Raw genomic sequence first — 12088 nt, 5'->3', positions numbered from 1 at the left:
CACTATGCGGCTCACGCCACCGAATGCATCGACATGGTTGCCGACCTTGCCCGTTCCTGGTTGACCTTCAGCGCGCCTGTGGCCGCTGCACAGGCTGCCGGCCGCCCGCTCGTGGCGCTCGAATCCACTATCATCGCCCACGGCATGCCCTACCCGGAGAACGTTCGCACGGCGCGTGAAGTGGAGGCCCTGATCCGCGACCTGGGAGCCGAGCCCGCGACGATCGCGCTGATTGGCGGGCGAATCCGCATCGGGCTTTCGAACGACGAGCTGGAGCTGCTGGGGCGCTCGGAGCGGGCACACAAGGTGAGCCGCCGCGACCTGCCAGCCGTGCTGGCCGGCGGCGGGCTCGGCGCCACGACCGTGGCCGGCACGATGATATGTGCCGCGCTGGCGGGCATTGAGGTCTTCGTCACCGGCGGGATTGGCGGCGTGCACCGCGGTGCGCAGGAAACCTTCGACATCTCGGCTGACCTGCAGGAACTGGCCAGGACCTCGGTGGCGGTGGTCTGTGCCGGGGCGAAGTCCATCCTGGACATCGGGCTCACGCTGGAATACCTGGAAACACACGGTGTGCCGGTGCTCAGTTGTGAGCAAGACAATGTTGCTGCGTTCTACACGCGCGACAGCGGCTTTCGTGCTGACTTCAGGCTGGACGGCGCGGCGGAGCAGGCACGCTTCATCCGCACCAAGTGGGACTTGGGCCTGGCGGGCGGCGTGGTGTTGAGCACACCGGTGCCGCAAGCGGCAGCGATGACGTCCGGGGAGATCGACGCGCTGACTCGGCAGGCGCTTGCCGAGGCCAGGGCGCAGGGAATCACCGGCAAGGCCGTGACGCCTTTCCTGCTGGCTCGCATCAAGGCGCTGACGAGCGGACGCAGCCTGGCGACAAACATCGCGCTTGTGAAACACAACGCCGAGGTGGGAGCAAGGCTTGCGCTGGCATTGGCACGCGCGGGGCGCGGGGCGGGCGCAGCCTAGTCATGTGAGCAGGCCGGCATCCGCAGGGTGCGGGCGCGCACCTGGCAAGCTGGGTCTATGCGCCAACGTCGCCTAATCTTGTGTCTTAGCGATCAGCGAGTGGAAAACTCGCCTGAAGTCGCAACGCGTACATTTTCGATCCGGGGCTAGCGGAAGGAGTCATCATCATGCGACTCTCACTAATAGTCAGCGGCGCCATGCTGGCGCTTTCGGCATGTACATTGGAACCGGCCGGAACAGGCGCCTTTACAGTCATGGGGCCGGCCAGCTTCGATCGCACCTTCACCGCAGCAGCCGGGGCCATGCGCGACCAGGGCCTGGCGATCAGCGTCGAGGACCCGGTCAATGGCGTGGTCGTCGGCAGTCTGGATACCACGACGGTGATGGCCGGTGTGCACCAGCAGGCAGACGGCTACGTGCGGGTGGAATTCGACGGCATGGCTGCACACGATCCAGCGTTGATGGCGCGAATTTCGCGCAGCTACAACCGCCGCATGGGCCGCTGAATCGCGTCAGAGGTCAATTCAATGGATGTCCGCTTTCCGGAAGCGGACCCTGACGAGCCAGATCACGACCGGCTGTCTGCCCTTCAGAACGCTCGGACGTCGGGGACGCGGGCATGGCTCGGGCAAAGCGCCAGCGCGAAATCCTCCGGATCCTTCTGGGTGTTGCCGTGAGGCTTCCGGACCCGATCCATGGGTTCAACGCGGATTCGCCTTCCCATGTCCGCGCCGTTCAGCGAGCGCGTCGGCGAGTGCTCTCACCCGCAACGGTATGTGGCGATGGCTGGGGGCCTGAGCAACCTCTCCGTCTGGCAGCAGAGCAGCGCGCCTGGCGGCCTGCTGGCGTTGGCGCAGGGTATGGGTCCGCTCGGCCAGGTAGGGCAGGTTCGCCGATAGGCATGCCCCTTTAGTCGCCGGCTCTGACGGGCTTGGTAATTGCAGTCGCGACTCCGCGTCGTTCACTTTCTTGGCCGGCGCCGGAGCCCGGGGAAAAGGATCGCGGCGAGCAATAGTCCTCCGCCGGTGAGAATCAGAATGTCCTGCATGCCTTGCGCCTCCCACGAAGATGCCAGATCGAGCGAGCCAATCTTAGGGATAACGCTGTCGCAGTGCTATCCGCCTCTGTCCCACAAGGTGTTGGACCGAGCGCAGGAGTTCGGATCGCCGACGCGCGCTCGCATGCAATACGCCGCCGGCCGGCATTGATCGCAAAAATGACCGCAAAGCCAGAGGCACAGGCAGCGAACGTGCGCCGTACGAAACAAATGTAATCGTTTGTTAATGCCGCCCCCGCAGCCCCGTGTTGCCAACAGATGCTTCCTTCCGCTTTGGTACGATGCCGCTCTTTCCGCAAAGCGTCCCGCCACCGTGAATCGCCGCTGTATATTGTTTTTTCGTGAGTATTGCGTACGGTGGCTCATCCGCATCCAATCGCTGGCCGCTGCCGGCATCACGATAGCCAGGCGCGTCTTTCCCGGCGCGCTGCGCCGCCTTGGCCACCCGACGCGACGCGGCATCATGCTGACGCTCGCCGCGGTGCCGGCGCTGTTTCTGCTGTACGTGCTGGCGCTCGTGCCGTTTACGCCGGGCATCGGCGACATCCGCAAAGCCCGCATCGACCGCCCAGCGCTGATCGTATCGGCCGACGGCAGAGTGATCGACGAATTCAAACCGGTCAATCGCGAGTGGGTATCGCTCGGGCAGATCTCGCCGTACATGGTCGCTGCATTGATCGCCACCGAAGATCGCCGCTTTTATGAGCATCACGGGATCGACTGGCTGCGTACCGCGTCGGCTGCGCTGCATACGTTCTCCGGCGACCGGCAGGGTGGCTCGACGATCACGCAGCAGCTTGCGCGCAACCTGTATCCCGACGAAATCGGCCGCGCGCCGACCCTCGCACGCAAGCTCAGGGAAGCGATCACGGCGCTCAAGATCGAAGCCGTGTACAGCAAGGACCAGATCCTTGAGACATACCTGAACAATGTGCCGTTCCTGTACAACGCCTACGGCGTGGAAATGGCCGCACGCACGTATTTCGGCAAATCGGCGCATCAGCTCGATATCCTCGAGAGCGCGACACTCGTCGGCATGCTGAAGGCCAACAGCACCTACAACCCAGTGCTGAATCCCGAGCGCGCATTGGAGCGGCGAAACACTGTGCTAGGGCAGATGAACAAGTACGGGAAGCTCAAGCCCGACGCTTACACCTGGCTGAGGCGGCAACCGCTCAACGTCAATTTCGGGTTGCAGACCGCGCCACGAAGCGCAGCGCCGCATTTTTCCGCGCAACTGCGCAAGTGGCTGATCACATGGGCCGAGCGCAACGGCTACAACATCTATGCCGACGGGCTTGTCGTGCGCACAACCATAGATTACCGTCTGCAGACGATGGCGGTGCAGGCGATGGACTGGCAGGCGAGCCAGTTGCAATGGATCGCGAACGGGGCATGGAACGAACGCACTGGCTGTTGGCCAGGCAACGACCTGTTCCGGACATTCATCCGGCAAACGCCTGACTATCGTGCAGCACGCGATGCTGGTCAATCGGATCAGGTCGCGCTCAGGAAGCTCGGCATGAATCGCACGTTTGTCCGCGCACTCTGCCGGAGCAAGACTCAGGTCCAGGCGGGTTTTGTCGCGATCGATCCGCGCAACGGCGATATCAAGGCATGGGTGGGTAGTCGCGATTTCGGTGATGCACCATTCGATCACGTGCAGCAGGCCCGGCGCCAGCCGGGTTCTACCTTCAAGCCATTCGTCTACGGGGCGGCGTTCGCGGACGGCGCGCGGCCAGGCGATACGATCGTAGACCGGAACGTCGCCATTCCACTGGCCGGCCAGGCGATCTGGCGGCCTACCGATGCGGCGCCGCCCACCGACCGGCCGATGACGCTGCGCGACGCGCTAGTGTATTCGCGCAACCGCGTCACCGCTCAGCTCATGCAAAAGGAAAGCCCCGAGAAGGTCGCACGGCTCGCGCGCGCGATGGGCGTGCGCGACAGTCCCCTCGCAGCGGTGCCGTCGCTCGCGCTCGGCACGAGCCCGGTCACGCTCAAGGAAATGGTATCGGCGTACAGCACGATCGCGAACCGCGGTGCCTATGTCGAACCGCGCATGGTTACCCGGATCGAGGATCACGACGGCAAGGTGCTCGCCGAATTTGCGAGCGCATCGCCGGAACAGGCACTGTCCGCCGCCGCCGCGCAAACGCTCGTCGATGTGATGCGCGACGTCATTATCCGCGGCACCGGCGCAGGCATCCGCACGCGCTTCGGGATTCGCGCCGACGTGGCCGGCAAGACGGGCACCACGCAGGACAACACGGATGGCTGGTTCATCCTGATGCATCCGCAACTGGTCGCGGGCGCGTGGGTGGGTTTTGACGATGGACGTGTGACGCTCGGTAACGACTGGGGCCAGGGCGCGCATAGCGCGCTGCCGATGGTGGGCGCGTTCTACGACATGGCGCTGCGCGCACGAGTGATCGACCCGGATGCGCGGTTCAGTCCTGAGACCCGGGCTCCTCGCAAGCCCCATGCGCGACAGCATCGGCAATTCCTGTTCTGGAAATTCTGATGTCGTCGCTGGCGGACGCGACATTCGCTTTCGCAGGTGCCGCCGCGCGATGCGGTTAAGAGCGCGATGGGATGGATGCCCAAGTGACGGGCGCCATCGCGCGTCGCCTCACTCAGTCGTCGTGACGATGCTTCTTGTGGCCCTTGTGCTTGCCGCGATTGCCGTTCTTGTGGTCATCGGCATAGTTGTTGCGCGACACATTGCCGCCCAGCGCCGAACCCGCTGCACCACCGGCCGCGGCACCGACGATGCCGCCGGTTCGGCCGCCCAAGGCATTGCCGGCCGCCGCGCCGGCGCCACCGCCCAGCGCGCCACCCACGATGGCGCCGGTTCGTTCCTTCTTGTTGGCAGTCACCGCGCCGCCCGCACCGCCGCCCACGGCACCGCCGACCACGGCACCCGTGCTGCCGCCCAGTGCGCCACCGACGGCGGCGCCCGCGGCACCACCCAGACCGCCGCCCACGGCGTTCTTCAGGTCATCGGCCAGCACCGGTGTGGTGGCAGCGGTCAGCACCAGGGTCAGGCACAGCGTACGAAGTGATTGTCGAGTCATGTTCTTCCTCAGTAGGGGATGGTTGGCGATCCGCCGATGCAGGAGTTTACACGGGGCGGCAAGCGGCTCCGTTTGGAACTCGCAACGGTGGTCGACTACCTCCGTCGCCATGAGCCCGAGGTCTGTCGCGCTGAGCCCGGAATGCTGTTGTCAGTCGATATTGGCGCAGGAAATAGCGACCCCCCGGATGCGGCTGGCACCAGCCGCAAAACAGAAAAGCCCTTCGCAATTCGTGGAGGGCTTCGTCAATTCAGGCCGTCGGGTGGGCAGGTCGACTATAGCGGGCGAATCTTTGACGCTTGTGGGCCCTTCTGACCTTGCGTGACTTCGAATTCCACTCTCGCACCTTCCTCCAGCGATTTGAACCCGGTGCCTTGGATTTCGCTGTGGTGGGCAAACAAGTCCTTGCCGCCATCATCCGGCGTGATGAACCCATAGCCCTTTTCACTGTTAAACCACTTCACGATGCCAGTCGCCATCTCGTCCTCGACATTTGGTGCACACAGGTTGCGTGCTGAGAAGTCCCGCCCCAGAATCGCCCCGTCGCCAAAATATGGTTGGATGCGTTACGGCGCGCCGAACCCCTAGCATACCGAAGAGGAGGGCGGGCAGCATCTGCGGGTTAACCTCTGGATCAGAGCGCTGATGATGAGGCGGGCGAGTCGCGATACGGGCTGAGTGCGCAAATTTCCGATCGCCGAATCCGAGGAAAATCCCCTCGATCCAGGCTTACTCAGTCCAAACGGCATCGACGTCCCGCAGCAGGTGCCCGGCCAGGATGTAGTCGCCAGCCTTCATGGCCTTTGTCTCCAAGGCAACCAACTCGTTGGCTGCCAGCTGGTCCAATGCAAACTGGCAGTACAGGTTCCGTTGCCGGAAGGACACCTTCGGCCGGCTGAGGCCAGCAATGAGCGCCGCGAGGGACTTCACGGCAATGCTTTCGTGTCCGCGGTACTCCACCCGTATCCCTACCTTATTACCAAGGCGCCCGAGCTCAATAGCATCTTGCCAACCTGACTCATAGTCGAGCTCGACCAGCGCGACCCCCTCTGCCTCCAGGAGCCTGATGGCTTCCCCTTTGGTTCCAGCCCGAGCCGTTGTCATTTCTGCCTCCACTCACACCATCCCGCGCGGGGTTGCCGGTCTGATTCAATGTGCTACTGAATTCAACTCAGCGTTGCCCTGCTCACCTTGCCCCTTGGCTTCAGATCTGGAGAGTCAAGGTCTTGCTTAATTCTGACGTAAGAAAAATCTAAGTCAATATAGAATCGCCCTGAAGTCCTGCTACTACCACCCGCGTCACCACTCCGGCGACGCGTTTTTTTTGACGCAGAGCGGTCCTCATTCGGCCTGAAGCTCCATGCCTTTCCCCAGCAGCGACATATCGGTAGCGGACCTCGGCGAGTTGCGCTAATGCAAGCCGTCCGGTCGGTCGGCGAATGGTGCTCCCGAACCTGAATGTATGTCATGTTGCGATATTCGTTGATCTGCCCCTGCGCACGTTTTGGTAAAGGAGAAAATACCGGGGATTACGGCAAACATGCTTGCAATCACATTGAACACAAGGTGGCGAGCAACTAAGATGAACGTTCCGGGTGCGAAAACAAGCACCCGCCAGCCAGAACCTCGCGTCCGAGACGAAACAAGCGGCCTGTGCAAACCAGGCCGGCTGTCACGGACAGTAGTGAAGTCCCGTAGCAAAAGTAAACCTACAGCTTGGGAGACGACTGTGCTGAGTCATCATGAATTCGCCACGCTTGTGCTGGTAAGCGGCAGCTCCGACCCAACGGGGCTGGACCGCGCGGATATGGACGCGCTGCTCGCGTATAAACTGGTTACGCTTGAGCGCCTTGGGCCAAACCACAGCCGCCCTCAGGTGACAATCCAGGGCTACGCTTTTCTGAAAGCCCTCGGGCGAGTTCGCGCAAGCGAGGGTCAGGCTCGCCAGGCCTCCTTATGAGCGTATTGCTTTAGCTGGAAGCGACTGCCGGCGTTGGCGCGCTTTCGTCTGATCGGCGTGGCCTGCCAGGGTCACGATGCAGCAATTGTTTTCCACTCGATTCCGGTCCCGTCGGAGCTCTCATCGGATAGCTCAGGTGGCGGGTCGCACTTAGGAGACGCAAGATGACTCAGTGGTCCCCCGAGCAATTCATTAAGGTCCAGATGGCAGGCATTGAAGCCCTGACCGGGCTGACCGGCAAGGCCTTTGAAGGCTTCGAAAAACTGCTGGAGCTGAATCTGCAAGCGATGAAGACGGCGCTGGCTGATTCACGAGAAGGCGCAAGGAAAGCGCTCTCAGCCAAGGACCCGCAAGAATTGGTCGAATTGCAAATCGCGTTATTTCAACCCGCGGCCGACAATGTACTGGCATATCGTCGTCAACTGTACGACATCCTCGCCGCCACCCGGGCGGAGTTCGAGAAGGTCGCCGAGGTCCAGTACACGGCAGGCAAGCAGGGTCTGCACGACTTCCTTGGAAGCGTGGTGAGCCAAACGCCCAGCGGCGCGGCGGCGGCGCCATTGGCTGCCTGGCAGGAGGCCGTCAGCGCGACCACTACGCTCTATGAGTCGATGCAAACGACGGCAAAACAGGCCGTGCAAGCGGCCGAGAGCAGCTTCAATACTGCTGCGCAGGTGGCCTCGAAAGGCATGCAACGTCGCGCAGCACAGGCCTCAAAGGCAGCTGCAAATTAAGTCGGCTTTGGCTCTTGGGAGGCCAGAAGAGGCGGAGCGCTGGGGGCGGCCATGTGCTTTGCACCGCCGCCGGCCTAAACTTCCTTCGTGTCGAAGATGAGCATGTCAACCCCGGCCTGGGCAAAATTGGCCAGGTCAGCTGCTGCTGCGGCGCCCTCAGGCGAAGCCATTGCCTGCTGGAGCGCCGCCAGCGAATCGAAGCTCAGCACCGCAACCAGGTGAAACGGCGAATCGCCGGCCGGGCTTGCAACCGGGCCGCTGCTGACCTCGTAGCGTCGCAGGCCGGCGATCTTCTTGGCGATCGGAACATGGGTCGAGAAGTAATATGAATCAAACGCCGCCGTGTCCGCAGGCTTCTTGTATAGCACCACTAGCTTTGCCATCGTGGTTCCTCCAAGCGTGAGTTTGATATAGCCCGAGCTTGCAAGTGTATCGTCCCTATGGCGGGTGAACCCCATTTCTGTCAGAGGGTCGGGTTGACCAGTTTCTTCATGCTACGATTTTCCTATCTAAGTCGGAGGTCGTCATGACAATCGAAAGCTACCAGGGCTACATCGTCCGCGGCTTTGCAAAGCAGCTTGGCGACGGATCCTTCGAGGCATCCGGTGCAGTTGAGAAGGACGGCCGCATCGAAGAAGGATCGGATCCCTTGGGGTACTACCCCTCGTTTGAGCGTGCCGCGGCAGCCGGCATTGCCTGGGCGAAAGCGTGGGTAGATGATCACGGCTGAACCCCTCTGAAATCGCCCACCCAGACCCACGGATTGGCACCTATGCGCCGCCGCAGTTGATGCCGGATGGTGCGTTCTTTCGTCATGCTAGGATGCCTCGAAACGCTGGGAGGTCGCCATGTCGAGCCATGTCTGGGTCGAAGAAGGGGAGTACTACTGCCACTGCACGGTCTGGAAGTCTAAGTCCGGGACCTGGGAGGCATCGGTATTGTTCGAGCGAAGAATCGATCACGCAAACGAGTTTGTCCCAGGCTTGCGGCACAAGATCAAAGCCTCGTTCAATAGCGAGGGCGAGGCAATGACCGAAGCAATCGCTTACGCAAAAGCATGCGTCGAGAACACTAAGACCGGCTTGTAGCCCCATGCGGCTACCCCAAATCGTTTCGATCCCTGCACCGACTGGCTCGCCATCTCAGGCACGTTGACGATCGGTGCTGCCGTCATCGGCGACTTCGCGCTCGGGACACGATTTCTTACAACCGGGGGAGGTGCCCGTCGGTATCCTTGCGGCAAATTCGCCAACTGCAAGCGCAGGTCACCATGAAACCCCTATTTGTGCTCACCGTGGTCACGGCAGCACTTCTCACCGGCTGCGCCGTCGCTCCCTATGATGACGGCTACTACCACGGCGGATACTCGCGTCCGATTTACGGCGGCGGTTACTCCGATTGGGACGGCGGAAGGTACTACGGCGGCAACCGAAAGTGGGGCGGTGACTGGGATCGAGGCTGGGACCGGGACGAGCAGCGAAACAGGGGCCGTGACTGGAGCGGCCGTGATAACCGCGGCTGGAACCGTGGTGGAGACCAAGGCGAAAACCGCGGCGAGAAGCGTGGATGGAACCGGGGCGATGAGCGAGCAGAGAATCGCGGCCGGGACCGGCGCGGAGAGCATGGCGGGGACCGGGGCAATGACCGTGGCGGTAACCGCGGTGATGACCGTGGGCGGAATCGTGACGCCGACGGTGGCAACGGTCGCGGCAGAGACCGTAACAAGGATTGATGCGACAGCCTCTGACTTCGCAGTGGATACAAAGCCTTACAAGACTCTCAAGCGCCGTGGTCAACTGTCACAACCTGCCGCCGTTACACGAGGTAACCAGCTTTAGGTTCTGCACATACCAAACAGGGCGAGAACGCCATAAGGTATTGGCAACATTCGACGGAACAGCATCATGCAGAAGATCCTGGCAGTTTGTGCAATCGCAGTCGCATCCATGCTTGCGTCTGGCGCCGCCCAGGCAAGGGTAGACGTCGGAATTGGCATCGGTATTCCAGGTGTCGTGGTTGCAGCGCCTCCGCCCCCGGTGTACTACGAACCGGCCCCTGTCTACGTTGCTCCGCGCCCGGTGGTAGTGGCGCCTGATTACTACGACGATTGGCAGGCACGCGCATGGCGTGAACAACAGTGGCGCGAGCAGCGGTGGAGGGAACGCGAGTGGAGGCGGCGCCATCGCGAGTGGCACCGCTGGCACGATGACGATTGAAGCCGTCGGGGCTCTGAGCCAAGTCTGCCTTCGTGCGGGCCTGACCCGAGCCACGGGCTTCCCTGCGCAAGCCCGCTCCCGTCTCAGAAGGTGGCGGGCGAATTCACCCACAGCACCCTGGCCACCACGTCGCCCACATTGCGGTAGCCATGCGGCACCTGGCTGGAGAACGTGAAAGCATCGCCCGGGCCGATCAGGTAGACGTCGTCGCCGAGCATCAGTTCGAGCTGCCCTTCGAGCACGTAGCCAACTTCCTCGCCCTGGTGCTCGATCTGCCCGTCGCTGGCCTCGCCGGGCCAGACGATGTGGATGTTGGCCTGCAGCAGGCCGCCACGCTTGGGCAGCACCACGCGTTCGAGCGCCACGCCGCCGGCCCGGATCACCGGGCGTTCACCATGCCGCAGGATCGGTGACTGGTTTGGCTCCTCGTCGCTGGTCAGCGCGCCGATATTGGTGTCCAGCGCCACGGCCAGCCGGTGCAGCGTGGTAAACGACGGGGTTGCCAGCCCGCGCTCAATCTTTGAAATCAGGCTTTCCGAGCAACCCGCCTTTCCGGCGAGCTGCAGCAGCGTGTAGCCGGCCACCAGCCGGGCGTGGCGCAGCTTGACGCCAAGCGTCAGGGTGGCCGACTTGCTGTCGGCCGCTTCAGGTGTGGGTTGCTCGGTCTTTGCCATGCAGGCTCGGAATTGGTTGGACTTGGGTCGGCCACCAGGCGCCGTACGTCAATGCGTTCAGCGGCTGGCCAGTTCGGCGACAGTGTAAGCCAGTGCCTGGGCTCCAAGGAACAGATCGGCGCCTTCCGTATCTTCGGCGGCATTGTGGCTGATGCCCCCTTTGCTTGGCACGAAGATCATCGCCGTGGGGCAATGGTCGGCCAGGTACATGGCGTCGTGGAACGCGCCGGAGGTCAGCCGCACCGGCAGCGCGCGGCCGGCGTTGCGGCTGGCACGCGCGCAGGCGCGCTCGATGGTGCCCAGCATGGCCTCGGGGAAATGCGTCGGCTCGCGATGGAAGAAGCGCGTGACCGTGACCGCTTCGGGCGCATGTGCGTGCCTGACGCACACCGCGCGCAGTGCCGCTTCGGCGCGGTCAAGCGCGGCGTCGTCCAGGCAGCGCATATCGACCGTGAACGTGACGTGGCCGGGAATGGTGTTGACCGAGTTCGGCGCCACGCTCCAGCGGCCCAGCGTCAGGCGCAGTTCAGGAGTGCCGGGGGTGGCCGCATGGCGCGGCGCCAGCGCGTACAGGTCTTGCGCGATGGCCACGGCCGCGGCCATCGCATCGCATCGTACCGCCATCGGCGTGGTGCCGGCATGGGCCATCGTACCCGTGCATTCCACGCGGAACCAGCGCACCGCCTGGATGCCGGTGACCACGCCCAGCGGCACATTTGCGCCTTCCAGCACCGGCCCCTGTTCGATGTGCAGTTCGACGCATGCCGCCATGGGCCGCGCCATCGGCACTCTGGTGACATCGTGGCTTTCCGCGAGCGCGGCATCGAGCGCCTCGCCGAAGCGAATGCCGGCGGCGTCAGCCACGTCGCGATAGCCTGCCAGCCGGGCGGGTTCGACGAAAGCGCTCGACCCCATCGCGCCGGGACCGAAGCGGCTGCCTTCCTCGTTGGTCCAGGACACGACCTCGATGGGGCGCAAGGTCTCGATGCCGGCCGCGTTGAGCGCGGCAATCACTTCCAGGCCGGCCAGCACGCCGTACGCGCCGTCGTACTTGCCGCCCACCGGCTGGGTATCGGCGTGGCTGCCGGTCAGCACCGGCGGCAGGTCTTCGCGGCCGGGGCGGCGGAAGAACAGGTTGCCGCAATCGTCGATGCCGACGGTGCAGCCCAGCGCGCGTGCCTGGTCGATCAGGTGGCGCCGGGCGGCCAGGTCGGTCGCGGTCAGTGTTTCGCGGGAAACGCCGCCGTCGTGGCGCAGGCCAAAGCTGGCCAGGGCTGCCAGCGATGCGGCCAGGCGCCCGGCGCCCACATGATCCTGTGCGCGTTCGGCAATGGCTTGTGCGTTGGCGAGGGGGGGCGGGTTCGATACGGTCAATTTGGTCTCCAGATA

Annotated in this window: 13 protein-coding genes; 7 read left to right on the top strand and 6 right to left on the bottom strand. The window is 63.3% G+C overall.

From position 1 onward, the window contains the following. Nucleotides 1-33: 33 nt before the first annotated feature. The 3 genes from AC3WRI_RS00425 to AC3WRI_RS00415 all read left to right on the top strand — a co-directional run bounded on the left by AC3WRI_RS00425 (nt 34) and on the right by AC3WRI_RS00415 (nt 4562). The gene (locus AC3WRI_RS00425; protein WP_010812730.1) at nt 34-981 is read left to right on the top strand and encodes a pseudouridine-5'-phosphate glycosidase; all 948 of its coding nucleotides are present in this window, start codon (nt 34-36) and stop codon (nt 979-981) included. A gap of 167 nt (nt 982-1148) precedes the next feature. Beyond that, on the top strand, nt 1149-1487 hold the full coding sequence (locus AC3WRI_RS00420) for a hypothetical protein (protein ID WP_011617600.1): 339 nt from the start codon (nt 1149-1151) through the stop codon (nt 1485-1487). A gap of 864 nt (nt 1488-2351) precedes the next feature. Continuing rightward, nucleotides 2352-4562 (top strand): penicillin-binding protein 1A, encoded by a 2211-nt coding sequence (locus AC3WRI_RS00415; protein ID WP_492292311.1) that lies wholly within the window; start codon nt 2352-2354, stop codon nt 4560-4562. A 112-nt stretch (nt 4563-4674) separates the two neighbouring features. Here AC3WRI_RS00415 and AC3WRI_RS00410 read toward each other — a convergent pair whose 3' ends face one another. The 3 genes from AC3WRI_RS00410 to AC3WRI_RS00400 all read right to left on the bottom strand — a co-directional run bounded on the left by AC3WRI_RS00410 (nt 4675) and on the right by AC3WRI_RS00400 (nt 6219). Further along, nucleotides 4675-5115 (bottom strand): YMGG-like glycine zipper-containing protein, encoded by a 441-nt coding sequence (locus AC3WRI_RS00410; protein WP_492292309.1) that lies wholly within the window; start codon nt 5113-5115, stop codon nt 4675-4677. Nucleotides 5116-5390: 275 nt separating this feature from the next. Beyond that, nucleotides 5391-5594 (bottom strand): cold-shock protein, encoded by a 204-nt coding sequence (locus tag AC3WRI_RS00405; protein ID WP_010812734.1) that lies wholly within the window; start codon nt 5592-5594, stop codon nt 5391-5393. A gap of 250 nt (nt 5595-5844) precedes the next feature. Next, on the bottom strand, nt 5845-6219 hold the full coding sequence (locus AC3WRI_RS00400; RefSeq protein WP_010812735.1) for a hypothetical protein: 375 nt from the start codon (nt 6217-6219) through the stop codon (nt 5845-5847). Between the two features lie 1020 nt (nt 6220-7239). On the opposite strand from AC3WRI_RS00400, the gene phaP4 reads away from it, so the two are divergent. Next, the gene (gene phaP4 / locus AC3WRI_RS00395) at nt 7240-7809 is read left to right on the top strand and encodes a TIGR01841 family phasin PhaP4 (protein WP_011617595.1); all 570 of its coding nucleotides are present in this window, start codon (nt 7240-7242) and stop codon (nt 7807-7809) included. Nucleotides 7810-7883: 74 nt separating this feature from the next. Here phaP4 and AC3WRI_RS00390 read toward each other — a convergent pair whose 3' ends face one another. Then, a complete protein-coding gene (locus AC3WRI_RS00390; protein ID WP_010812738.1) occupies nt 7884-8192 on the bottom strand; it encodes an EthD family reductase in 309 nt (102 codons plus the stop codon). Nucleotides 8193-8335: 143 nt separating this feature from the next. Between AC3WRI_RS00390 and AC3WRI_RS00385 the strand changes: the two genes are divergently transcribed. From AC3WRI_RS00385 to AC3WRI_RS00375, 3 genes are all read left to right on the top strand, one after another. Next, nucleotides 8336-8539, top strand: a complete 204-nt coding sequence (locus tag AC3WRI_RS00385; protein WP_010812739.1) for a hypothetical protein — start codon at nt 8336-8338, stop codon at nt 8537-8539. A gap of 540 nt (nt 8540-9079) precedes the next feature. After that, nucleotides 9080-9541 (top strand): transposase, encoded by a 462-nt coding sequence (locus AC3WRI_RS00380; RefSeq protein WP_010812741.1) that lies wholly within the window; start codon nt 9080-9082, stop codon nt 9539-9541. Nucleotides 9542-9713: 172 nt separating this feature from the next. Next, nucleotides 9714-10025 (top strand): hypothetical protein, encoded by a 312-nt coding sequence (locus AC3WRI_RS00375; RefSeq protein WP_011617593.1) that lies wholly within the window; start codon nt 9714-9716, stop codon nt 10023-10025. An 83-nt stretch (nt 10026-10108) separates the two neighbouring features. On the opposite strand, the gene AC3WRI_RS00370 is transcribed toward AC3WRI_RS00375, so the two are convergent. Both AC3WRI_RS00370 and AC3WRI_RS00365 read right to left on the bottom strand, forming a co-directional pair. Continuing rightward, complete coding sequence (locus AC3WRI_RS00370) at nt 10109-10699, bottom strand: helix-turn-helix domain-containing protein (RefSeq protein WP_010812743.1); 591 nt, start codon at nt 10697-10699, stop codon at nt 10109-10111. 57 nt (nt 10700-10756) lie between these two features. Next, the gene (locus AC3WRI_RS00365; RefSeq protein ID WP_011617592.1) at nt 10757-12073 is read right to left on the bottom strand and encodes a M20 family metallo-hydrolase; all 1317 of its coding nucleotides are present in this window, start codon (nt 12071-12073) and stop codon (nt 10757-10759) included. Nucleotides 12074-12088 lie beyond the last annotated feature (15 nt).

Source organism: Cupriavidus sp. FW305-27 (assembly GCF_058787995.1).
The sequence above is the reverse complement of the archived record's forward strand: the minus strand, read 5'-3'. Positions and strand labels throughout refer to the sequence as shown.

Coding starts and splice junctions, on each gene's coding strand:
- AC3WRI_RS00390 (WP_010812738.1), bottom strand. CDS start 8,192: ATGGCAAAGCTAGTGGTGCTATACAAGAAGCCTGCGGACACGGCGGCG.
- AC3WRI_RS00370 (WP_010812743.1), bottom strand. CDS start 10,699: ATGGCAAAGACCGAGCAACCCACACCTGAAGCGGCCGACAGCAAGTCG.
- phaP4 (WP_011617595.1), top strand. CDS start 7,240: ATGACTCAGTGGTCCCCCGAGCAATTCATTAAGGTCCAGATGGCAGGC.
- AC3WRI_RS00380 (WP_010812741.1), top strand. CDS start 9,080: ATGAAACCCCTATTTGTGCTCACCGTGGTCACGGCAGCACTTCTCACC.
- AC3WRI_RS00375 (WP_011617593.1), top strand. CDS start 9,714: ATGCAGAAGATCCTGGCAGTTTGTGCAATCGCAGTCGCATCCATGCTT.
- AC3WRI_RS00385 (WP_010812739.1), top strand. CDS start 8,336: ATGACAATCGAAAGCTACCAGGGCTACATCGTCCGCGGCTTTGCAAAG.
- AC3WRI_RS00410 (WP_492292309.1), bottom strand. CDS start 5,115: ATGACTCGACAATCACTTCGTACGCTGTGCCTGACCCTGGTGCTGACC.
- AC3WRI_RS00425 (WP_010812730.1), top strand. CDS start 34: ATGGTTGCCGACCTTGCCCGTTCCTGGTTGACCTTCAGCGCGCCTGTG.
- AC3WRI_RS00400 (WP_010812735.1), bottom strand. CDS start 6,219: ATGACAACGGCTCGGGCTGGAACCAAAGGGGAAGCCATCAGGCTCCTG.
- AC3WRI_RS00405 (WP_010812734.1), bottom strand. CDS start 5,594: ATGGCGACTGGCATCGTGAAGTGGTTTAACAGTGAAAAGGGCTATGGG.
- AC3WRI_RS00420 (WP_011617600.1), top strand. CDS start 1,149: ATGCGACTCTCACTAATAGTCAGCGGCGCCATGCTGGCGCTTTCGGCA.